This is a genomic window from Noviherbaspirillum suwonense (assembly GCF_900182955.1).
GTDB classification, from domain to species: Bacteria; Pseudomonadota; Gammaproteobacteria; order Burkholderiales; family Burkholderiaceae_D; genus Noviherbaspirillum_A; species Noviherbaspirillum_A suwonense.
Map to the genome: position 1 here is coordinate 64049 of NZ_FXUL01000006.1, position 22725 is coordinate 86773.

Here is a 22725-nt window from a genome sequence, read left to right on the forward strand (position 1 = left end):
GCGCAACAACGATGACATAGGAAAGCGGATGAGCGACCAGCCGGACGAAATCCTCACAATTGACGAGGTCGCCGCTTACCTAAAGGCAGGCAAGCGCACGGTTTATCGCCTTGCAGCGAGCGGAAAGCTCCCAGCGTTCAGGCTCGGAGGCACATGGCGCTTCCGTCGCGGCGATTTGGATCAGTGGATTGGCGATCGCATAGGCAAGGCGACAGTGGATGACAAAGAGGGCGCGGAATGACAGCCAGCACTCCTGCTCTCCAGTCCAAGGCCAATTGCCAGCAACTCGAAGCCATCCTTGCCACGGACGGCCCGCTGCTTGTCATTGCCGGGCCGGGGTCGGGTAAGACCTTCACGCTGGTCGAGCGCATCGTCCATCTAATCACTCAGAAGGGGGGCGCCCCGGAGTCGCTTCTAGTCATCACATTCACCGACAAAGCCGCGCGTGGGCTGACCACGCGAATCTCCAATCTACTGGCCGAGCTAGGCATCCAGTTCAATCTGAACGAGATGTACCTTGGCACGTTCTACTCCATCTGCCTACGGCTGCTGGAGGACTACCCCGAGTTCACTCGGCTCAAGCGCAGCTTCACGCTGTTCGATCAGTTCGATCATTTCGATCAGTTCGACCAGCAGTACTTCCTGTACCAGCACATCACGAACTTTCGCGAATTGCCCAACGCCCAGCGCGTCATAGGCGACGACCATATGGGCCGCTGGACGAAGTCGGAGAACCTGCTCAAGTGGCTCAACAAGGTCGGCGAGGCGCTCGATGCAACTAAGCTCGCAGCGGCCTCCGAACTAGAAATCCGCGCCCTGGCCGTCTGCTTTGCCAAGCACCAGGAACTGCTGCACGAGCACAACTCGCTGGACTCCTCCGGCATCCAATACGAAGCCTTGCAACTGCCGGAAAAGCGCCCGGCGGTGCTGACGCACGCTGTGCACAGCTACTATCCGGACTTCGTCTTCCAACGGGGGGAGCAGGACGGCAGCGTAAAGTACGTTGATCGTCGAAGTGAAGGCCAACAACCAGATCGAGGATGCCGTGAGGCAGGCCAAGAAGGGCTTCGCCCAACAGATCGCAGTGGCCAGGGGAATGGAATACCACATTCCCAAGTCATCAGATGCGGACAAGCGACTGCTGTAAGGACTCTCGGTTACTGTTGATTTCGTAATGTTAGGCACACGACAAATATAATGACCAAAAAAAGAATTTCGAAAAGCACGCTTTCAATGTTCCTCCGCACGAAGTGCGACCGGGAGCTCTATTTGTCCCTGCACGAAGATTCGGAGCTTCAGACGCATGGAATGCCAGTTCCACTACAAGCTCGGCCTGGTATTGGAGTGCTGCAAACCGCAGGTAGAGATTTTGAGGATGAGCGAAATGATCAGTTGATTCGGTCCTTCGGCAGTCTGGTCATTTATCAGCTTGGTAAAGGAGGAGTGAACAAGCCAGTCAAAGCTCCACTCGCTTCCTTGCTTAGCAGGGTCACATCCCTGCCATCAATAATTTTGCAAGGGAAGTTCGAGCCTTCAGCTTTTCAGAATGCCGCAATGGCGAATATCGGGCTTCAGCCAGGGCAAGCTACTCTAGTGCCTCCAGTTGCAGGCCTAATTCCTGACATCATAGTAGTACGTCAGGCCACAGCGGACGACGAAGAGGTAGGCCAGAACGGATGCCGGAAACCAATTGACTTGGCAACTGAAACGCGTCGTGCGTTGAGCATCATAGACGTGAAGCACACCAGCGAAGCAAATCCCAGCTACTCTGCCGAGGTTGCGCTTTACGCAATTTTTCTAGCTAATTGGATCGCCGATCAGGGGCTGCAGAACGACTATTTTGTTACTATCCGCAGCTACTTGTGGACCCGATTCAAGCAGGGTCAAGCTGCGCTCGATGCTTTAATGTCCAGTACTACTTCGGCAACACCGGACCAGTATTTGGACGCACTGATTTCCGATAGTGAGGACGCCAATCTTCGTTTCTATCTGCCCACTGTGTTGCATTTCTTCCGGGAAGATCTACCCCGTACCATTACCATTGGCGATGCTTCAGCCAATGGTTGGGAAAATCTCGAATGGCACGTCGATGGTCGCTGTAGCGCCTGCGACTGGCTCGGTCATGAAAAGTGGGCGAATTCGAAGGACAAGGTGCGAATTTCGGCACAGCCGACCCACTACTGTTACTCTGCCGCGAAGCTGACCGGGCACCTAAGTCAGATTGCGGGCATGACTCGTGGTGCAAGAAAAACGCTGCAGATTCATGCTATTCAGAACACAGCGAGCGCAGCCGCAGCTCTCTCTGCACATCCTGCGTTCCAACAACACAGTCATCTTAAGAAAGAACGAAGCCGCATCCCCGCGCGGGCTACTGCACTGATTTCGTCAACGACCACAGTAGACAATTCGGCTGTGTTGGCAAGCTTGTCTCCTTGGCCACAGTTGCATGTCGCTATTACGGTTAACTTCGACCCCAGTGCAGGACTAATGACAGGCTTGTCCACATTTGGCAGGGCAACGGCTTATGTAAGTGGACAAACTCCGCGACAATTCCCTACTAAGTGTTTTGTCGTGGATCAGAAGAGTCTCGCAGATGAGTGGATCGCCCTTGAGGGGCTGCTGTCAACTCTGTCCGACATGGTTGACCAGTCCGAAGCATTCATTCGTTCAGCCGGGAAAACACCTTTAACTGCGCAAATCGCCTTCTGGGAAAAACGCCAATTTGAAGAGCTTTGCGCGGCGATGGGGCGGCATTTGCCTAAGGTTTTGAGCCTCACCAACCGCAAGACTAAGGCACTGGCATGGCTCTTCCCGGCTGACGAACTCATCGAAAAACCTGATGGTGCGGTCAGTCCGTGCGTCGTTTTCATCGATGAAATTGTGCGCCGAGTCGTTTTCGCACCGACACCGCATGTCATCACGCTGCTCGATACTGCTGAGACTTACTATTCTGGATCGGGGCCGGTCCGCCAGGGAGATGCTTTCTACCGTGAATTCTTGACTAATGGGATTCCGCGGGAGCGAATCTATGAGATCTGGAGCAATGTGACCACAATCAAGCGCGGCTCTGTTACTGTCCCACGAAATACTGTTATTCAGGAATTTGGTAATGCACTTGAAAAGCAGTGCCGAGCATTGAACAGTATCGTCGAAAGGCTGCGCGCGGATTTCAGGGGCCAACTCAAGGCTAACGCACCGAAACTGACTCTTTCGATTCCACAGGGCGCTCGGGATGTCGCGTTCGATAGCAAGCTCTGGGTTTGGTGGGAGGAGCTGCAGTATCACACCAGAAAGCTAGAATCCCACCAGCGACTGGCGCTCGACGCCGATGCACTGGAGGCGAACTACGAGGCAATTCGACTCACCAACGGCCAACCGACCGGATTGCCGAATGAGTACGTTTTTGACGTGTTGGCTGGATCAACCGAGGCAAAGCTTGATGATAACGAAGGCTATCTTGCCCTTGGCAAGGAGGGGCACCCTGGCCTTCCGCTGCAACGCGCACGAGACATAATCGCTACCAGCGCGCCCGCATATTCTGGATCAGATCAGACGCTGGCCACGCCAATGTGGTCGGCACTTTCGGTAACGCTCGTATCGTTCGACCGTGGCAGGCGCAAAGCTGTGCTGAAGCTGTCCAATTGGCGCGAGTCTGCTTTCTTCCCGTACCTCCTTGCAAATTCGACTATCGATTTGATGAACGACATCTTCATTACCAAAGGGCAAGGTTCATTCAAATGGTACGAAACGGTGAAGGAGATTTTGAGTGCCGTTGGCAGCCCTTCAATTGCGGTCGCCGATAGCAATGCGGCAGTTGCAATGGGGGCTAGACCGCCACGGCCTGGTTTGGACCCCGTGACTCCGCTCGCACGAGTCCTGTGGGAGGCTGACACGGTCCACGCCACTTCCGTAATTGCCCCAACCCAAGCCGCATCAGTTGCTGCTTACGCTAGGGCAAAGCACAACTTAAACAACAGCCAAACAGGTGCCGTCTTGCATGCGGCGGAAAAAGGGCTGACGATCATTTGGGGCCCACCTGGCACAGGGAAAACCCAGACACTCGCAGGCTGTATTCACGGCCTGGTTCATGATGCTGTGCGCCGAAGCCAGCCACTAAAGTTCTTGGTGGCCGGCCCGACCTACAAAGCAGTGGAAGAGATCATTGGTCGCGTAGTGACCTCGTTGGACAATGACGTGACCTGTGCGGCCGAAATCTTCGTAGGGTACTCGTCTTCACAGACCCCGATGTCATTCACGGCAACCAACTCCCACCTGCGTGTTGAGTCGTTCAATCTGCACCAGGGTAACCAAGAGACTCAAGATTGCCTTGCCAGCTTAGCGAATACCAACGTCGTCACAATTGTCGCCACATCAACGATGCAGTCCCATAAGCTCGCGGCGTGGACATACGGATGTTGTGTTGGGCCGATCTTCGATGTCGTCATCGTTGACGAAAGTTCTCAAGTTCAGGTGACAACGGCCATTTCTCCATTAGCCACGCTGAAGGAGGACTCTCGCTTGATCATCGCCGGAGACCATCTCCAGATGCCGCCTATAATGGCGCTTGAACCACCTGTCGGAGCCGAATACTTAGTGAGCAGCATCCAAAAATACCTACTGTCCCGGCCATTCGCTGGCAAAGTCAATACATGCCCACTCGAAGAAAACTACCGCTCGGCGGAAGACATCGTAGCCTATGCGCGAACGATTGGGTATCGGGCAACACTGAAAGCTTCAAACCCGGCGACGGCACTCCGTTTCCTAGCCTCGGCACCAACACCGACAACGGGCTTTCCGAGTTCGCTACCTTGGTCTCCTCTGTGGCCGCAAGCTTTGGATGCAGACAAGAAGATATTGGCGTTACTACATGACGACGATCTTTCGTCGCAGAGCAATTCGTTTGAAGCAAAGATGGTCGCGGCACTGACTTGGTGCCTGAGGAATACCGTGAGTGCAGAACTCGATGGACGAGGCACTGCCACTCACATATCACCTACACCTGATCAGTTCTGGGGACAGTGCATCGGTATTGTCACTCCACACAGAGCACAGCGCGCGCTGGTGGTACGTGAGCTAAGGGCGCTTTTCCCTGCCGACCCACCCGATCTAATCGACTCTGCGGTTGATACTGTGGAAAAATTCCAAGGTGGTCAGCGGCACACCATCATCGTCACTTTCGGTGTTGGTGACGCGGACGTGATAATGGGTGAGGAAGCATTCCTCATGCAGCTCGAGCGCACCAACGTGGCGATTTCACGCGCAATGGCCAAATGCCTAGTGATCATGCCGATGACGCTTGCTGGACACGTTCCTCATGACAAGAAGGCGTTAGAGACAGCGCACGCAATCAAAGACTATGTAGATGAATTCTGCAATCAGGAAATTGCGGATCGAATCATGTCTAGCACAACGTCAAAGCAAGCGAAGCTTCGTTATCATCAGTAGTACTTGTGTCGAGTTAAATGCGCTCAACGTGAAAATCAAACTCGACGGCGGCGGCAGAATCAGTTTTCATTTGATTCGCCTGCCGCTTTCCAGCATCGGCTGAATCGGCGGCTCGAACTGAAACCAAGCGCCAGTTGATTCCGGACTCCTCCAGCGAATTTCTGAAAATATCCTTCGCATTTACGGAGGCCGAAGGAATAATGCCGAAGCGGACATACATGTGCAGCGTATCAGAAAGGCTCTGCCCGACGTTTCTCCATACAGCACCTAGAGATTTGGCAAAGGTGTTTCGGCTGCCATGGTCAAGTTGTGGACCAGCCGAATAATCTACTTGACTAGGGCCACCAAGAAACCAGCTTCTCAGCCACTGGTCTTGAACATATGTACGCATCCCGTAGTAAGGCGGCGACGTAATTATGATCGATGGGGCTGAAGTGATGGCCTCAAACGATTTTGGCAATTGGGCATCACCATGCAACACTTGGGCTGTCGAACTAGGTGATTTCTGAGGCAAGCCAGTTAAACGTTCAATCTTGCGGCGAAGGACGCGCAAAACGTCGATTTTCAGCGGCTTGAGCCCTCTTTCTTTCCAAAAGCGAACGGCATAATCTGGCTTTGATGCATAGGTTCGCGGCATCTGGTTTGAAAAGTACCCCGCGTTTACTATATTTTTCGGAAGTGGTCCGTGAAGACATCCAAGAATAGCCGCACGGAGAATGACGGATGCGTCGGTATCTTGATTTAGCAGCAAAAGAGATTCACGTAGAGCGCAAATATCTCGCAGTGTTCTCGGATGATAGGCCGCTCGAAAGAATGGCGTGTCCGGTATGTCGTTTGGCTTAGTATCAACGATCAAGCGTGACGCCAAGCTGATAGGTGCTTCAAAGTCGCACGCAGCCAGCTTGGCCTTTGCAATGGCGACAGCAACAGGGGAGGAGTCTATTCCCCAGGCACTCAATCCAAAATTGCGGGCGGCAAATAGAGTAGTGCCTCGACCGCAGAATGGATCAAGAACAACAGGGTTGTCCTTTTTATGTTTCCGAAGGACCTTAGATGGGTACTCAAGTGGAAACATTGTGAAATAGGGACAAATTGCGTTCAGTGCGTTTTCTTTGCTGTATGCGAGCGCCACGTTCTTGTTTCTTGTGATGTTTGTCATTCCGAGTGTAAGGGTCAGTTTACACGCCTATCCTCCATCAGGGAACAGTTAGACGGCATATATGCGCAGCCTCTCGGTTAGGAGGGAGTATTCCGTTTCTCTACGGGCAACAAGACCCGGCAGCATTTTCTCACTTCCGTAGACCCGCAAGCGCAGTTCCTGCTCTGCCTCTCCGCTGGTTTATACGGCGTCGAAATGTCGACGTCTGCCGCCACCCAATTTTGAAAATAAACGTAAAGTCTGCGAATGGCGCTGACCGTCTGACTGAACTAACGCTGTGGTATGTGTCGATTGCCGACAAGTCAAACCGATTTATCTAAACGGCAGGGGCAACAATTGGAGCCGCCTCTACAGGCGGCCCGCACAGTGGCCAGTTTATGTGGATCAGTGAGAAGATGTGTTGCGGACAGACCCTAGTTGCCCGGTATCGGGCATGCCCGTAAAAGCTGTATGCATGGCCCCTGTAATTTTTCAACGCAAGCCGTCCGAATACGACCGTTTATGTACCTCGGCTGGATATGTGTACATAAATTAGTCTTTACTTGTTTCGAACAATCTGCATACTCCGTACCCAAAAAAGGATTCACCAAGAAAGCATTTAGGCCTAGAACCTTTGCCTATGCACGAGTTTCTTCCTCAGTCCAGACGACAGACAACTAGCTGGGCGAAATTCACCCAGCGCTTCGCGGACAAGCTGTACCGTATCATTATTGAAAGCATATTTGGACACATCGCTACTGTTAAGCGTCTCAGTTTTACTAGGCTGCAGAACAAATTGGAGCAAGATGATGTGCTCATTATCACAGAGTTAAACGGTCTAGGGCAGGACCATGCCACAGGCTGCTAGGAGGCCCACTATGTTTAACAATCAGAAGCAACTTCAAGTGCTAGTCGAGCAAGCTCGCGGCGAATTACTTAGAATCGGTAAGTCGTTGGTCGATGACGGTTGCATTGAACTATGGAATCTGGTCAACGAAATCAGTGAGATCCGGAGAAGCTCCCTAATCGAGGAATTTGGAACTGCTTTCGCTGGATTTTGCTCGCAGATCGGTAGGCTCGCAGGCGCAATGTCCACCATGGGCAAGATTGGAGGAGCAGCCTGCAACGCTGCCGAAGAAAATGGAGGTGTAGCTGATATTAAATTCTCTCATTTTTCCGTAATAATGGATGCCGGCACTGAATCCTTTGAGCGTACACAGCAACTATGTTGTCTGCTCGAAGCATGCGTGCAAGAATTCAGCCGGCTGGGTGCCGAACTACAGTGGCTCTGTGAAAAAGACATTCAGTTTGTAGTGTGCGATGCGCATGTCCTAAACGATCATCCCGAGCTTGTCCAAGCCGATGCTATCAGGGCACGCCTTGCAGCATCGACAGATCACCTAGAAACGCTTTCGAATGGATGGTGGCTTCTTGCCGAAGAGGCGAAGAAAAAAGAGGACGCCTATAAAACAGCACTAGCTGCTTATTCTCCCCCACACAAAATCCACTGACTAGGCGCGCGGTAAGCCAAGGTTTGCTAACGACTGTGAGATCGACCTCTCGGTTCAGACGGGCCACGGCTCAGGCGCCTGTCACCAGCGTTACTGCTTGCGTTTTCCAGCCCGTGTGTTCCGGTGAAGCCATGATATCTACTGCCAAGACGTAGTGTAGCAGGCTGATGTTCCATGTGACGCAGCAGGTACAGATAGACCGCATGGGCAGGATGGCGCCGTCCGGTATCGGGCTTCTTGTACATAGCTTCAATGCCCATACGCTTCATCAGTTTACTCGCGTTTCTGCGGCCGATTGGACAGCCATTCTGACGAAGCAAGTCTCTCAGCATCGACTTCAGCAAACGGGTATCCCAGAGTAGTTCGTCGATTATGCGAATGAGCGGCAGATCCCTTGCGGACCTTCTGACGGCGATAGTAGGCAGTGGACCGTACCAAAGAAAGGATCTGGTATTACCATGTTACCGGCGAAGTATGGCTACGGTCGATCATTTCTTTGCGCTCAGCGATTACCGGCTTGGTGACGCGCTCCCTAAAAATCGATTTCCAGCGCGTGCTGCTCAATCTTCGCGTACAAATTTTTTTGGTCCGGCTCGTTCTCCATTTTGCTGACAGCACCGTCGAATACGTCAGCGGCCCGCTCCAGCAGCTGACGTTTCCATTCTGTCACTCGGATTGAATGGACTTGGTATTGCTCAGCCAGTTCGGTGAGCGTCTTATCGCCACGTAATGCTACTACGGCCACGTTGGCCTTGAAGCTGCTTGAGTGATTCCATTTGCTTCTCTTTGTCATACGCTTGCGCCGCTACCCGGACCACAGACCGCGCTTATAAAGCAAGGATTCTATTTATCTAACTGTTCGAATCTCTGGGCCACTTCTGGTCATTGTGTCCGGCCTTTCGAGGATAATTAGGTCCGGTGAAAGACGTAGGGCTGCCTTTGTTCTGTGTTTTGAGGAAGAATAGAACGGAATAGTGTCCCGACTGAATAGCTACTGCCGCTAGGCTGCAATAGCATACTTATGCTAGCAGTTTAATTCCGCATAACCCTAATTTGAGCAGGGAAAAGTGAATTGACAACAATTGATTTTACGAGGATTCGCAGTACTCCAAAGAGCCGAAACGACTGCTTCGAAATGCTGGCAGTTCACCTGTTTCATAACACTTACTGCCCGCCCGCCAATTCAACCTTTGTTAGTCTACGTGGCGATGGAGGTGACGGGGGAGTCGAGGCCTACTTTCGCTTGCCGGACGGGGCTATAGTAGGAGTCCAGGCAAAGTATTTCTTCCAACTAGGGATTTCTGAGCTCCGCCAAATTGCCGATTCGCTTGAAACAGCTCTAACAAACCATCCGAGGCTATTGGAGTATTGGGTGTACATTCCCTTTGACCTGACCGGACGAGTTGCTGCGGGAACGAGGGGCCTGAGTCAAGCAGAACGCTATGAAGAGTGGAAGCAACAGGTTGAGAGTTTCGCAGCTGGCAGAAACTCTAAGCTTACCGTGACGCTCTGTACTGCAACGGTTATTCGCAGGCAGGTGCTCGCCTGCGATCCGAACGGAGGAATGCGTAGGTACTGGTTTGATGACTCAGTGCTAACGAACACACAGATTCAACGCTGTTTAGACGAGGCAGTAGCCTTTGCGGGCCCTAGGTACACGGCGGCGCTCGACGTTGTCACTAGCGCTCATATAGTGCTGGACTTCTTCGGCGGAGTTGGCGACTTCCAAGCTTGGCGAGACGAGTCGCTTTCTTCAGTCATAGCTGAGCTTCGTTCGCTTATGGGATGGGGTAACAAGGCGCTCGACATCCTTGGCGATCTTGATGCCACCACTGCTCGTAATTTGATGCAACAAGTCATTGCAGCATGTAAAGGGATGACAGACCTGTCTTTCGTCGCATCCGGTTCTATCGAAGTGAGGCAGATGTTGACAAGCGCTTTACCCCTGCTACACAAAGCTCGCGACGCTCAAGAGCAGGCCTTCTACGACAAGCATGGCCTAGAACAAGACACGCCGGGATTTCGCCAATTCCAAGCCGAGTACATGTGCGCATTTCCTGCAGCGGAGATGGATGCAGCGCGTACGTGGGTGGAGCAGGCTCAATTACTTCAGGATGCGCTTTCATCACCAGAAATAGGTGCGGCTACAATGCGCTCTTTGCTACTGGTTGGACCCGCCGGTATCGGGAAGACCCATTCGATCGTAAGTGCCGCGCTCCGCCGACTCGACCAGGGCGGGAACTCACTAGTCGTCTTCGGAGACGACTTCGGCAGAGAAGAACCTTGGGAGGTAGTACGCAGCAAACTCGGATTTGGCGCCGATGTCTCGCGTGCGACCCTCTTTGAGTGCCTGCAAGCGTCCGCTGAGAATACGGGCTTGCCATTCGTCATCTACATTGATGCGCTCAATGAGAGTCCCCGCGATGCTCGATGGAAAAGCAAGTTGCCGGAGTTGCTGGCACAGTGTGCACCATACCAGGGCATCAAAATCTGCGTTTCTACCCGCGATACGTACCGAAACTTGGTCGTCGACGCGCGGTTTCCGGGCTATGCCTTCGAACATGCTGGCTTTCAAGGTCAAGAATTTGAAGCAATTCAAGCGTTTGCAACGTACTACGGCTTGGACACTGAAATCACGCCACTATTTTCGCCTGAACTTGGCAACCCACTGTTCCTACACTTGGCCTGTAAGACGTTGCGGGACGAAGGGCGAACTTCGCTGGATGTCTCACTTCCGGGATTTGTTGCGCTTTTGGAGGGGCATCTTAAACATTGTGATGACCTCATCAGACAAAGACTGGTCTACTCGAACCCTCGAAACATTGTGCGAGCTGCAATGCTACGGCTTTCTGAGGTCCTGACGGACAACGTTCCGCAGGACCGCACTTGGGAGGTCTGCACGGTAGAGCTGCAGAGGATTGTCGGTAAGGAAGTTACCGCTGAAGCCCTGCTTCAAGAACTCGAACATGAAGGACTTGTAATTCTGTCTACGGATGAACGCGATACATGGTTCATTCGATTGGGGTATCAGCGTTATGGCGACATCCTTCGGGCCACCAGTGTCGTCGAGGGACTGATGGGGCCGAGAGGGGTAGATGTTCCTGCGCTTGCATCGAAGCTCACAGGGCTGACGCCTGATGATGAGAGCCTGTTGGAAGCATTGGCAGCTGTTCTGCCTGAAAAGGCATGTTTAGAAATTACCGACAAAGCGCTCGGAATTGATGCGACGCTTGCACATCGGCTCTTTATTCAAGCTCTTGCCTGGCGCTCACGGGACAGCATCAACTACGACATTGACGACCATGTGCTCAGTGCATTGCACACGCCAGGGCTGTGGCAAGAGGTCTACGACGCATTTTTCCGCCTCAGCCTAGTTCCATATCACCGATTAAATGCCTCAAACTGGCTGAGCCCGTTCTTGCGGCGTTCGTCGATGGTTAACCGCGACGCGTATCTCTCGGTAGCTGCATTCAAATCGTTTGATGCCAAGGGAGCGGTTTGGTCTCTTATCAATGCAGCTTTACTCGCGGAGATTCGGCGCTGGCCGGTAGAAAGCAGGGAATTGGCAGTTGTAGCACTGGCTTGGCTAACAACGTGTTCCGACCGACGAGTTCGAGATTTGTCCACAAAAGGGCTCGCGCGGTTAGTGGCTTACCAGCCAAGCCTTGGAAGGAAACTGACCGACGAGTTTCAAGGATGCGATGACGACTATGTGCTTGAAAGCATCGCCCTTGCAATCTACAGCGCGTGCCTCCTAGAGCGTAGCGTGGTGGACGAGTTCGTTCCCGCACTTGAAGGGTTGTTGAGTGCTACGTTTGATTCCCCGAATGTCCTCATACGGGACTCTGTTCGTCTGCTGGGGCAACTTGTGCAGCGCAACAAACCTCGTCCTTCGTTGCAGAAGAAGCTGGATGCCTATCCTTCGAAGGTCGCTACATGCAAATCATGGCCGACGCTGCCCGACGCGAAGCCGCTACTAGATTTGGAAGGCGTGCCGTCGAACATGAAACTATGGGGTTCACACATGTTGCCCGACTTCTGGCGATACCAGGTCGAACCGAAGATTAGAGACTTTGACCTAGATAGTGCAGGTATTGGTCAAGCTAACGTAGCCTGCTGGTTGATGGTAGAGGTTTTGCGGCTTGGCTACCCAGGATACGAGCAATGCGCCCTCAAGACTGACCGTGGCATTGTAAGAGAATTTGGGAATGGACGCGGTCGCAAAGGATTCGCGGACCGTCTAGGAAAGAAGTACTACTGGATACTTCTCCATCGCCTTCTTGGTCTACTTGCGGACACCGTACCACCGAGGAGGTCCTACTCGGGCGGGAAGGCCGGCTCTGCACATCTCTGGTCACTCAGTGTGCGTAAGTCCGACGTCACCGATGTTAGGGATATCACTCCACCACGGGAATATCCAGATGAACTTGTCCAAGGGCCTCGGTACCCCTTCCCCGACCAATCAGGGGACATTAAGCAGTGGGTAAGGACGGATGATTTTACCCCTCACGAAGAATGCATCGTTCGAACTTCAAGTAGTGGAGTGCAGTGGATAGCGCTTTCTCTGAGCGCCAAGGATAGCAATAGTTCTCCAGGGGATGATTCATGGACCAAGCCTTATTGCAGCGTAGACCTGTTCTATACAAGTGTTTTTGTCGAAGGTAATGTGCCGGCATTTGGTGCTCGTAGCAAAGCAAGAGACGTATTCGAAAACCAAGGGGCACGTTGCTATCAAGGTTTTCTAGCCGAATATCCAGACGGCCTCGTGTTTAACCAGCTAGCAGAGGAGGGTGAGTTCTCCAGAGGGCCCAAAGGGATGGACTACTCGGAAGTCGCCCTTTTGCGCGGCGGAGAGTGGGAGTATGACTTTTCCTATACTAAGCCTGAGCGGCAGGAGCATCTTCACGTCCCTTGCCAAGATTTGGTGAAGGTACTAAAGCTTTCATGGGATAGACAGCGAGGGTGGATCGACACTAGCGGTGAACTCTTGGCCTTTCATTCGTATGCGAATCGACGGAGTGCTCTGTTCATTCGTCGCGACGCTCTTAACACCTATTTGTCAATCACCAAGCGCAAATTGGTGTACCGGCGCTTTGCCAATCGGGGCTTTTCTGCAAATGGCGCATCAGATAGCTCCCAAATTGATATCCTTACTTGGCTGTCGTACGAGCCGTCAAAGGCGCCCAACGTGCTAAGCGAAATCAGGCGCCCATTCGGCTGCTAACTAGCTACAACATCAACGTTGACAATACCTTGCTCACGCAGAACAATTCTTGATCAAGCCGTGAGCGAGGTTGCGCATGAAGCGCTAATTTCGGTGATCACAGAGCAAAAATTCGGCGAACGACCGCCACGCGAGAATTTGGCCTTGAAATGACAACTGACTACGTCTCCATATGGCATCCATAGACACGCATCTTTCCCTATTGCAGCTACGATTGGCTCGGCGGCTATCAAAGGGTAAATAGCAACGAGGTCGCCTTGTCTAACGTCTGGCGCAAACAAAGTGCTGGGAGTATTTCGAAGCAGTTTGCTTTGAACTCCCGATAAATACCGTAACGTTTGCACGCCTCTTTTAAGGCTATACCATCCAGTGCATTTATCCGGTCCATTGTGTGTTCTCTCATCCACAGCATCTTTCATCACTCTACGTAACGACAACCAGAGCGTAACGACAACCAGAGCGTAACGACAACCAGAGCGTAACGACAACCAGAGCGTAACGACAACCAGAGCGTAACGACAACCTGCAACTCCGGTTTTTGCAATGCCTCTTATATTCAGTCGTGACTTCAACCTTTTCCATCATAGATGTGGAGAGGAGTTGCTGTCATGCAGGTTTTATATCAAGAATACGTAGAATATCCTGGTGTAAAATTTTTTAGATGCAAGCCTCTTTGGGCTGTCTTAACGCCAGAAGCCTGCTCCAGAAACGTCAGCACTAAGGCAGTAATTCAGTGTGCGCGCTGCTTGGTTGGAAAACATCATGTTGCAATGAATATGCCGCAGCTTCAGGAAGAACACGATCGGAAGGGACGCGGTTACAGAGGAGTCGAACCCGCAAGACGATGCGTGCGATGCGACACGGCTACTTTTCGCCTTCTTGGCGGGACAATTTGCGTATCTTGCTACAACCGACAACGAGAACTGCAGATTGGGGTTAACGCTCGCGGTGGAGTGCCGCGAATAGCTGCGACACGGCTGCATCGAGCGGTATGTCTAGTCGATTTAAATGGAGACGCTCTGATAATAGAATTGGATTTCTGCAGGGGCCCGAAAGAAGCAGAACGAGTTATTCAGCGCCAGTGGCCAGGCGGGAAGTTGGCGGAGTATGAGATCCAGCCAGCTAAAACTAACACCACAAAGGATGCACTGGGCCAGCCGTTGGATGCTGGTATGGCGTCTGTCGAATACGCTGAGGGCCGACTTCTGCGTTGAGGCAGCATAGGGAGCGATTGCCTGCTAGGCGCTCCAGAAATCTTCAGCGCGGACCTAGGGCAGCCACTTTGCCAGCGGCAAAGTTACACAGATTCTGAAAACCATGCGGTTCCCATCAGCGTAGATGGCCACGGCTGTTGGCGTGACAACGTGTTTGTCGAGCGGCTATGAAAATCTGTCAAGTGCCAGGAGGTGTACTTGCGTGCTTACGAGACTGTAAGTGCGGCCAGGAGCGGCATTGGGCACTACAGTTGTTCTACAACAGCACACGCCGGCTAGTGCGCTTGACGCGAACACTCCGAATGCGCTTACTTTGCCAACTTGCATGCCTTGATATAGGCACCGCAGGCGGTGAGCCGGGTTACCCACCGCGCCGCACGCTCTTGCACTACGGATGGGGCGGCGAGCGCCGTCGTGCATGACCATTCATCCGCAAGGCTCACTTAACTAACTCCAATTTCTTTTCAGACAAACGGGAACTCTTCGGCTACGTAAGCAGTTGGCACTGGCACCATGGCGAAATTTTGCTGAACTGAAGAGCAAGGTAGGTCACAACAAATTGGCAGCAGTTCGCGATTGCAGCTGGCAAGCAGTGTCCATGCCGTAGGAATTGGTTCATTTTTCCAGAGAAAATTTCCCGCGATGCCATAATGATGACCTGTAGTTAAAAGAGTTATGCGATTTCATCACATATCACACTGGTATTATTCCATTTAAAAGCAAGAAAATTAATATGCTTAAACCTCACCATACAGGCGGTCCGCTAAAGTTGTGGTCACATTTACTACTGGGCACAATTGCGTCTATCGTTGCGGCCGTGATGATTGTGCATGGAATTCGGAATTTGGTTTCCATATTCATTCATGCGATAAGCGGAGAAATCAACAATGGCGGCCCACCGATTTATATCCTTGTCCTAGGACTGTTGTCTCCAGTAATTATATGGTACGGCTCCAAGATCAAAACACTGTTGTCATTCGTAATAAGGTATTTGGAAACTGTAGCGCTGGGTCTGGCGGCGTTCTTCATCGGGTTTTTCGAACGAAATGCGCGCTTTGAGGGAAATGTTGTGTACTGGATTGTCCGCGCTGTTTCTTTCGCCCTTATTATTTGGGCGGGTAAGTTGGCATATTTCAGCCTCAAGCAGGAAATGAATAAAGACTCATTGCAATGGGCATCGTCTTTCTTCATCACGTTAACAATATATTTAACATTTTCACTAACAAGGCTTGTCGCGGGAAGATCCGATGATTGGAAGTCCTTGGCCGAGCGTGTGCAATTACGATTGTTCAGTCAAGAAAAAATCGAACTTGACGGCTTCACTAAGATACCTCTGATTCATCTGTCCGATCTTCATGTAACGTGTAGTAACACGGCGCCTCTCGCGGAAAATCCCCGGATCGGGGTGCCGGATGCGACGCTCAGCGCGCTGGCTGAGTCCATTAGTGCCCTGAACGCAATGCCGGTTATTGTCAGCGGTGACGCGACTGATACGGGTGACGCCACGGAATGGGAAAGGTTCAAGCGCTATTTCGGTCCCTTCAAAGACAGGATGGTCGTTGCCCCAGGCAATCACGATTTGAACATTGTTGGATACGGCAAAGGTAGTCTCTTGACAGTCACCGACCTGCTTTATTATGAAGGCAGGATAAACAGACTTCGCGCTTATTTATGCGCAGCCAACGACATTATGGGGAACCGTGTACGTACCCTGCGAAGTGATGTCAAAGGGAGGCCTAAGGCGCTTTGTTCACTCCAAGTGGCGCTGGACGACATCAAGGATGAGAGAGGCTCCCGGCAGTTTGAGGAACTGAATGCTCTGTTTCCGTTGGTCGTCAGGGTTCCATCGCCACACGCTGTCCTGTACGCCATCGTTTGGAATACGACACGTACATCTTCGCTTCCAACGTTAAATTCGCTCGGTAAGATTGACTCCGGACAGATGGAACGCCTATCGGGCATTGCAGAATTGTTGCAAAAGGAGACTGCTGAGCCGCTAGCGCTCATCCACGTGCTACACCATAAGGTCGGCATGCCTGTTGAGTTAGAGTATCACTTCGGCACCCTGACGAAGTGGGAGCACAGGGTGCAGTTCGCGAGCATGACTATGCAGAACGCTTCGTCACTGTTGCGAACGATTGAGAGCCTAGGAGCAGACACGGTCATTCTTCATGGCCACCATCATACGCGGTTCGCGGCGCATGTGATGACAAGGTCGGAGCCTATGATCGATGTGATTTCGGCGCCTTCCTCCACTCTGCATTGTGAGGGGCATGTTCAAGGTGAATCATGCGTGCAAACCCCAGGATTCGATGTCGTTAGTGTGGGTGTCAAGCACAGAAATGCTCGGGTGGTATGTAATCCTCAATGGAACGCCAGTGTGTCAGCGCCTAGCCATACCGTCTTGACGAATCTGCAGAGAGATGAAGAGAATGTTTGAGCAGGATGCCGCGCAATCGGTTGCGGCAATTTTCGGCAATACCATTGTCATGGTGGTTGCGCCACGGTGCAACTCGACACGAATTTACTCGTGCTGGTCACATCCGGGCGCGACGGTTAACGGCACGAAGTTCGGTGCAGGAGACTTGCGTAGTATTGGTCACCATCCTACATACAGGTGGCATAGTCGACTAAGTCATCGCGAATTTATAGCCAAATAATTCTGCGTCTGTGCGGCCAGACGGTACTTAGCGTCGCTATCCGTCTGGCGCTGTGCATTAGCACGCGCTTCGATCTTCCGTAGCCTGTTTTCAGCTCCGCTGGCTAACATTTGCTTTATTTTTTCTAGTTGTTCATGAGCCTTGGTGTCCGGTGGTACTGCGCTAGTTGGTAAAGGCAGCAGTGCAGTCACGGTGGGAACCGGCAGCAGTCCCGCATTCGAGGCTTTCGATAAAACCGCTGGACGGCGCGTCGAGTCCCATCCGAGCGACGCAATCCATATGGTGCTTACCGCGGCTGCTCTCGCTGCAGTCGTTAGCCGCTGGTACGCTTCCTTGAACGCCATACGCGCACCTACTTCATCACCCAGCTCTAAAACCGGCTCGCAAAGCGAGAAAGCCTCGGCAATTTCAGTAGTCCAGACAACCGTATCGTTTTGGTCGCGGGAAGTCAGAGCAATGGCCCAAGCTTCTTCAGCGCCAGGCCGGCCGTCCATCAGTTTGCAACGAGTCGCGATGCTGGCCGGCACGGGAGCAAACTCGCCGTTCTCTTCGCAGTAGGAGCGCATTGCTGCCTCGATTATGTGCAGCGGGTACGGCGCGAGTGCGGCGATCCACGCCTTTGTAATCGCTGGTTCTGGCATTGGCTTGGCATACATAGCTAGCGCACTGGCCAGCAATTGCAGGAATTGCGGCTTTTGCGAATCGATCATGATACCTCCATGTCGAAGGTGTTGCGGTCTACCGTCGTACTGCCCAAAATCTCAGCCATAATTCGGCCATTTGTTTCCTCAATCGTCTCAGATTGGGCGGTCGGACGCGCATTCCCAGCGTCCAATGCGATGAATCGATCTATCTTGTCAGCGTTGCGTAGAATCAGATCAAGACCGTTGTACTTTGTTCTTTGCTCGTTTATCCCCATGTTGTGCGGAGACTTGGAACAGCCACGGATCGCTTTACAAATGTCGGCAGATGAATAGCTTTGCAGCGCTTTCTTGATCAACCCTGTTCGATTAGCGTCTAACACAGACTTGGGCGAGTCCATAACTTCTTGCCAGTACGCGAAAATTTGTTTCACGCTGTCGTGCGAGGCATGCTCGACAGCGGATTTGGCTACTGTTCCTGTTCCTGTTCCTGTTCCTGTTCCTGTTCCTGTTCTTGTTTCCATATCGAGCTTTAAAGGATTCTCAAAGGGTTTCAAAGAGGAGCCAAATTCGTCCAAAACTGAAGCAGGGAAGAGTGGAGAAAACTGTCGCAATGCGGTAGCCAGCAAAGCTTTCACAGCTTCTGGTGGGGTGATTGTATTGAATAGTTTGCTCGCGGCCTTGCCGACATTAGGATTCTCAAACTGGTTCCACGCTAGATAGCGCCTAATCATTACCCAAAAAGACCTTTCACAACGGTATATGAAACCCTTTGTGCATAACTCTTGGAAGGCTTTCGATACCCTTTCGACATCCCAATGAAGGTCATCGGAGGCATAAGCATTGGTAAGGCGGAAGCAGCCAAGCATGTTGCCATGCGGGCAAGTCAATAAGTACAATGCCAGAGTGCGCGAATCTTCAGACATGTTAAGGATGTCCTCGCTAGTCCAGAAGCCAGTGTAAACCTTGCCATAATTACGCATTACACACCTCAAGTTGCAGTAGCGCAAAATATCTCGAACGCATCGTGAAATTTGAATCGTCCTTGCTGGAAGAATAGGTTTTTATGGTGAATAGCATTACTTCTCACCATTCAATAATTTTGCGATTGCGGTCACGGACCAGAGAAGAAATTTGCCGTGTTTAATTGGACGGATGCCGAAGCACTCGCCGGTAAGGCAATGGTTTTTGAGGATTGTCTGATTTGCACAGCTCATCGCGTGGGCAAACTCAGCGGTCTTAATATAGTCCCGGCCTTGAGCAACAGCAGCGAGGGCAGGCGGAATTGCCGGCACCTGATGGTTTTGAATGGTTTGCATCATCTTTCCTTTGATGGACTTGATGACGCCGAAATCTACGCAGTGCAACCGATGTGGCTGGTTGCCGCAACCAGGCAACCTAGTAACCACGGGGAGGCCAGGCATTTTAGGCAACTACGCAACGCAACCTATTTCTTTGAACTACTCCAGGGCATGGTCATCGCTTTCGCTTTGTATGGGGCGAACTCCTCTTTAGCTTTTTTTATGAGCCGGGCGATGAACTGGCGCGTTACACCGTATTTTTGCGCCAACGTGTCATGGGTTGCATTAGGCTGGTTGTATTCTTCTAGTAGGCGGCGCAACGCGGACTCATCCCATACCCTTTTTGGCTTTTCTTTTACCTTTGGCACACTTTGCTTACGATAAAGAGTCATACTGGCTATATTCAACAGTTGACTTGTTTTTTCATCAATGGCTTTAAGTTGATCTTGTAATGCGGTGATGTTGTCCTGCTGAATCTTGTAATCAATCGCTGTCGGAGTGGCCTTGGACTCCCACTCTTTGATTGCTTGCTCTATTCCAGCTTGTTCTACTTCTATTAAGTAGTCTTCCTTATTAATTCTTTCAAGAAATTTTTCCAACTCATCTTTTCTCAGTGGATTGTTTTGTAAATCAACAGTATTGATAAGCATCTCCCTTGCTTCCAGCCCGTGCCTATCTAAAAGGCTTTTTAAAAGTGGGCTTTCATGAAAAATCTTTCTAAGAGAAATTGGAATGTCCGCCATTGACGTATCGACCTTTGGCTCTGTTGCGGCAGTTAGTGACTTGGATGACTCTTCTTTCATTTGTATTCCTTGATAGATCGGCGCATGAGAATGGCCGAAAAGGTGTGGCGCTTCGTATTTGAAGCCGCCGGGAAAAAGTTTTCGCGTATCATGGGTTCGTTGGCCTGCCCTAGGACTCTTAAAACTATTCCTAATGCATTTAAACAGCCGCTAACAGCCGCAATCCATCTGGTGCTTTAAGGAAATTGACCTTAGCTTGCTCTAAAATCCATGCTTCAATCTTTTCATGGTGTAAGCGCAGCAGGTCGAGCGGTCGGATCGTGTAATGCTTCTCGGCCGTCGCGCTCGGCTTATGCCCCATGATTTGCGCCACCACGCCTGCAGGTATGTCCAGCCATTCAGTTAGCGATTTGAATGAACGACGCAATCCATGTAGCGTCAGGCCCTCAATGCCGGCAACCTTGCAGACTCCGGTTAGCTGATAATTCGGACTGGTTAGGTGGCTGCCTTTCGCACTGGAGAACACCCATTCATTACGGCGGGGCAGGGCAGCTATCACGCTTGCCATGTATGGCGTAAGTGGAATCTCTCTTGTGCCCTCCACTTTGTCGCGGATGGTCAGTCCTTTCCATTTGGTGTTCACGTCCTCCCACCGAATTTCAAGCACCTCGCCTGGTCTCGCGCCAGTCAACAAGATAGTTTGCAGACATGCGGCTACTACAGGATTGTTTAGCTTATTTACCGCATCAAACCATGCGGCCAGCTGCGTACGCTGCAAAACATCGGTTTTCGTTCGCGCCTTCCCAAGTGCTTCACGACTCTTTTTCGTCTTGGCTGGATTCGCCGCCGGGAGGATCGAGGCATATTCTTTCTGCTCAGCGCACCAGGCTAAAAATACCTTCAGTAGCCGCCAAGCCAGACGTGCAGCAGTTGGGCGGGTCTCGGCCTCCTTCGCCGCCCATTCTTCCACTGTGTCCGCATTCAGATCGCAAAGCTTTATGCTCATCAGGGAGTATAGCGGTCCTGCTATCGTCACGCCGCGCCCACGGGTGCCACGCTTACAGAGTACGCCGCCAGCCTTGGCTTTGGCAATATGGTCTAGGTAATGGCGTTCGCCCCATTTGCTTTTTCTGGCCTTAAGGTAGGCAGCCCATGCGTCTCCGACTGTCAGCGCTTGAGAACAGATACGTGATTCTTCGGCCTCTGCCTTTGCGCGCAGTGACGCTCGTTCACTTCTTGGGTCAATGCCTTGATCGACGAGCACTTTGTATTTCGTCGCTTCGGTTTGAGCCTTACTAACGGTCCAAGTGCGCGCATCCCCAATCGTAACGCGGATTGTCTTGCTGTAAAGACGAGCTTCGAAGATGTATGACTTGGCACCAGCGGCAGTCACGCGGAGTCCCAGGCCCGGTGTCTTGGCATCCCAAAAAATGAACTGCTGTTTTCCTGGCTCGCACTGAAAACCAGTCACCCTATCCGCTGTGAAATTAACTTTAGCCATTGCTCCCTTTTCTGTGTAGGCACCATGTAGGCAAATCTTAGCAAATTAAGGGAAACAATAGTAATTGTTGACAGGCAATCCTAGTCAAAAATTTTAATTCTTCACTATGAAAACCGCCTTTGTGGCAAATCATCGGAAAGGTTGGGAAATGGTTATTGTCCGGACTCATAATCCGTTGGTGCCGTGTTCGACTCACGGGAGGCCCACCAGAATTAAAAGGGCCCGGATGAAAATCCGGGCCCTTTTCTTTTGGGTGATTAAATCGTGTGTGCATCCTGCCATGCCGACTGCCTGGCAGGTCCGAAAGCGCAGACCACTTGTGCCCAGGCCGCCTAGCGTTCCCGTCGATAGTCCACGGTGATTAAACACTAGAAAGCATCGCCGCCCGCACGTCCGAGACCCGCTAACAAAACCTTGCCATCGCCCCCGGGTTGTCAGGCAGTCGCAGCAGTTTCCGCAGCGAAGTCCCGGTACGAGCGCAGCGGCCTTCCCAGCAGCGCGGTCAGTCGGGCAACGTCGCCTGTCTCGGGGACCATGCCGTCGCTGAGAAAACGCTCGCTCATCAGGCGCATGTCGTATGCCATCCAGCTTGGCATGAACTGGCGCAGGGTCTGTTCGAACCCGGCGGTGTCGTCGCCGCCGTAGACGACCGGGCGTTCCAATACGTCCGACCAGATGGCGGCAACGGCAGCGCCGGTCAAGGTATCCGGGCCGACGAGATTCATTCGCTCGAGTGGAAGTGGCCGGGTCGCGGCGTCGTGCCGGATCAGTTCGATCGCTGCGATCTCGCCGATGTCGCGTGTATCGATCATCGCCAGTCCCTTGTCGCCGATCGGCATCGGGTACGTGCCGTATCCGAACACGATGTCCTTGATCGTGCGGTCGTTGTCCATGTAATAGGCAGGGCGCAAGATCGTGCCGGAGAAACCCATCTGCTCGATCATCCTTTCGACGCCGAACTTGCCGGCGAAGTGAGGCACATTGACGAAGATGTCGCTGTGGATCACCGACAGGTACACGACCCGGCGTACACCAGCCTGCCGGGCGACATTGAGCGCGATGAGCGCCTGGGTGAATTCATCCGGCACGACGCCATTGAGCAGGAACAGCGTCGAGACGCCGGCGAAGGCCTTGTGCAGCGAATCGACATCGAGCAGGTCGCCCTGCATGAGGTCGACACCTGCTGCGAAGCTGGCGTTTCCGGGGTTGCGGACGAGAACGCGCACGTTGGCGCCGCGCTTGACGAGTTGTTCGACAACTTGGCGGCCGACGTTGCCGGTAGCGCCGGTTACAAGAATGGTCATGGCATTTGCTCCAGGTTGGTTGAGAAGTGTCGGATCGACGCTT

The 22725-nt window shown here is 52.2% G+C and carries 14 protein-coding genes; 6 read left to right on the plus strand and 8 right to left on the minus strand.

The genetic code is table 11. From position 1 onward, the window contains the following. Nucleotides 1-28 precede the first annotated feature (28 nt). From QOL82_RS10305 to QOL82_RS10315, 3 genes are read left to right on the plus strand one after another with little or no spacing between them, the layout of a single operon-like run. Entirely contained in the window at nt 29-241 is a 213-nt protein-coding gene (locus tag QOL82_RS10305; RefSeq protein ID WP_283442173.1) for a helix-turn-helix transcriptional regulator, read from the plus strand. After that, the gene (locus tag QOL82_RS10310) at nt 238-1167 is read left to right on the plus strand and encodes a UvrD-helicase domain-containing protein (protein ID WP_283442174.1); all 930 of its coding nucleotides are present in this window, start codon (nt 238-240) and stop codon (nt 1165-1167) included. The genes QOL82_RS10305 and QOL82_RS10310 overlap by 4 nt, the downstream gene beginning before the upstream one ends. Nucleotides 1168-1197: 30 nt before the next feature. Then, the gene (locus tag QOL82_RS10315; protein WP_283442175.1) at nt 1198-5445 is read left to right on the plus strand and encodes a DEAD/DEAH box helicase; all 4248 of its coding nucleotides are present in this window, start codon (nt 1198-1200) and stop codon (nt 5443-5445) included. A 13-nt stretch (nt 5446-5458) separates the two neighbouring features. Here the strand turns inward: QOL82_RS10315 and QOL82_RS10320 are convergent, their stop codons facing one another. Then, nucleotides 5459-6604: a DNA methyltransferase gene (locus QOL82_RS10320; protein ID WP_283442176.1), complete on the minus strand. Its 1146-nt coding sequence runs from the start codon at nt 6602-6604 to the stop codon at nt 5459-5461. Nucleotides 6605-7461: 857 nt separating this feature from the next. On the opposite strand from QOL82_RS10320, the gene QOL82_RS10325 reads away from it, so the two are divergent. Next, nucleotides 7462-8094: a hypothetical protein gene (locus QOL82_RS10325; protein ID WP_283442177.1), complete on the plus strand. Its 633-nt coding sequence runs from the start codon at nt 7462-7464 to the stop codon at nt 8092-8094. Nucleotides 8095-8626: 532 nt separating this feature from the next. Here QOL82_RS10325 and QOL82_RS10330 read toward each other — a convergent pair. Continuing rightward, nucleotides 8627-8887: a hypothetical protein gene (locus QOL82_RS10330; RefSeq protein ID WP_283442178.1), complete on the minus strand. Its 261-nt coding sequence runs from the start codon at nt 8885-8887 to the stop codon at nt 8627-8629. A 579-nt stretch (nt 8888-9466) separates the two neighbouring features. Here QOL82_RS10330 and QOL82_RS10335 point away from each other — a divergent pair. Together QOL82_RS10335 and QOL82_RS10340 are read left to right on the plus strand one after the other, a co-directional pair. After that, nucleotides 9467-13318, plus strand: coding sequence for an NACHT domain-containing protein (locus QOL82_RS10335; protein ID WP_283442179.1), 3852 nt, complete (start codon nt 9467-9469; stop codon nt 13316-13318). Between the two features lie 1947 nt (nt 13319-15265). Continuing rightward, nucleotides 15266-16972, plus strand: coding sequence for a metallophosphoesterase family protein (locus QOL82_RS10340; protein WP_283442180.1), 1707 nt, complete (start codon nt 15266-15268; stop codon nt 16970-16972). A 195-nt stretch (nt 16973-17167) separates the two neighbouring features. On the opposite strand, the gene QOL82_RS10345 is transcribed toward QOL82_RS10340, so the two are convergent. The 6 genes from QOL82_RS10345 to QOL82_RS10370 form a co-directional block, all read right to left on the minus strand. Beyond that, on the minus strand, nt 17168-17902 hold the full coding sequence (locus tag QOL82_RS10345) for a hypothetical protein (protein ID WP_283442181.1): 735 nt from the start codon (nt 17900-17902) through the stop codon (nt 17168-17170). Then, nucleotides 17899-18759, minus strand: a complete 861-nt coding sequence (locus QOL82_RS10350; protein WP_283442182.1) for a hypothetical protein — start codon at nt 18757-18759, stop codon at nt 17899-17901. Before QOL82_RS10350 ends, QOL82_RS10345 begins: the two co-directional genes overlap by 4 nt. A gap of 153 nt (nt 18760-18912) precedes the next feature. Beyond that, a complete protein-coding gene (locus QOL82_RS10355; protein ID WP_283442183.1) occupies nt 18913-19152 on the minus strand; it encodes a hypothetical protein in 240 nt (79 codons plus the stop codon). 128 nt (nt 19153-19280) lie between these two features. Next, nucleotides 19281-19937, minus strand: coding sequence for a hypothetical protein (locus tag QOL82_RS10360; RefSeq protein WP_283442184.1), 657 nt, complete (start codon nt 19935-19937; stop codon nt 19281-19283). A gap of 139 nt (nt 19938-20076) precedes the next feature. Beyond that, nucleotides 20077-21378, minus strand: coding sequence for a tyrosine-type recombinase/integrase (locus QOL82_RS10365; RefSeq protein WP_283442185.1), 1302 nt, complete (start codon nt 21376-21378; stop codon nt 20077-20079). A gap of 434 nt (nt 21379-21812) precedes the next feature. Then, a complete protein-coding gene (locus tag QOL82_RS10370) occupies nt 21813-22682 on the minus strand; it encodes an SDR family oxidoreductase (protein ID WP_283442186.1) in 870 nt (289 codons plus the stop codon). Between the last annotated feature and the right edge of the window lie 43 nt (nt 22683-22725).

Excerpts from the sequence above, each read along its gene's own strand:
- QOL82_RS10320 (WP_283442176.1), bottom strand. The coding sequence starts at position 6,604 with ATGACAAACATCACAAGAAACAAGAACGTGGCGCTCGCATACAGCAAA.
- QOL82_RS10315 (WP_283442175.1), top strand. The coding sequence starts at position 1,198 with ATGACCAAAAAAAGAATTTCGAAAAGCACGCTTTCAATGTTCCTCCGC.
- QOL82_RS10350 (WP_283442182.1), bottom strand. The coding sequence starts at position 18,759 with ATGTCTGAAGATTCGCGCACTCTGGCATTGTACTTATTGACTTGCCCG.
- QOL82_RS10340 (WP_283442180.1), top strand. The coding sequence starts at position 15,266 with ATGCTTAAACCTCACCATACAGGCGGTCCGCTAAAGTTGTGGTCACAT.
- QOL82_RS10305 (WP_283442173.1), top strand. The coding sequence starts at position 29 with ATGAGCGACCAGCCGGACGAAATCCTCACAATTGACGAGGTCGCCGCT.
- QOL82_RS10330 (WP_283442178.1), bottom strand. The coding sequence starts at position 8,887 with ATGACAAAGAGAAGCAAATGGAATCACTCAAGCAGCTTCAAGGCCAAC.
- QOL82_RS10370 (WP_283442186.1), bottom strand. The coding sequence starts at position 22,682 with ATGACCATTCTTGTAACCGGCGCTACCGGCAACGTCGGCCGCCAAGTT.
- QOL82_RS10365 (WP_283442185.1), bottom strand. The coding sequence starts at position 21,378 with ATGGCTAAAGTTAATTTCACAGCGGATAGGGTGACTGGTTTTCAGTGC.
- QOL82_RS10345 (WP_283442181.1), bottom strand. The coding sequence starts at position 17,902 with ATGATCGATTCGCAAAAGCCGCAATTCCTGCAATTGCTGGCCAGTGCG.
- QOL82_RS10355 (WP_283442183.1), bottom strand. The coding sequence starts at position 19,152 with ATGCAAACCATTCAAAACCATCAGGTGCCGGCAATTCCGCCTGCCCTC.
- QOL82_RS10310 (WP_283442174.1), top strand. The coding sequence starts at position 238 with ATGACAGCCAGCACTCCTGCTCTCCAGTCCAAGGCCAATTGCCAGCAA.
- QOL82_RS10360 (WP_283442184.1), bottom strand. The coding sequence starts at position 19,937 with ATGAAAGAAGAGTCATCCAAGTCACTAACTGCCGCAACAGAGCCAAAG.
- QOL82_RS10325 (WP_283442177.1), top strand. The coding sequence starts at position 7,462 with ATGTTTAACAATCAGAAGCAACTTCAAGTGCTAGTCGAGCAAGCTCGC.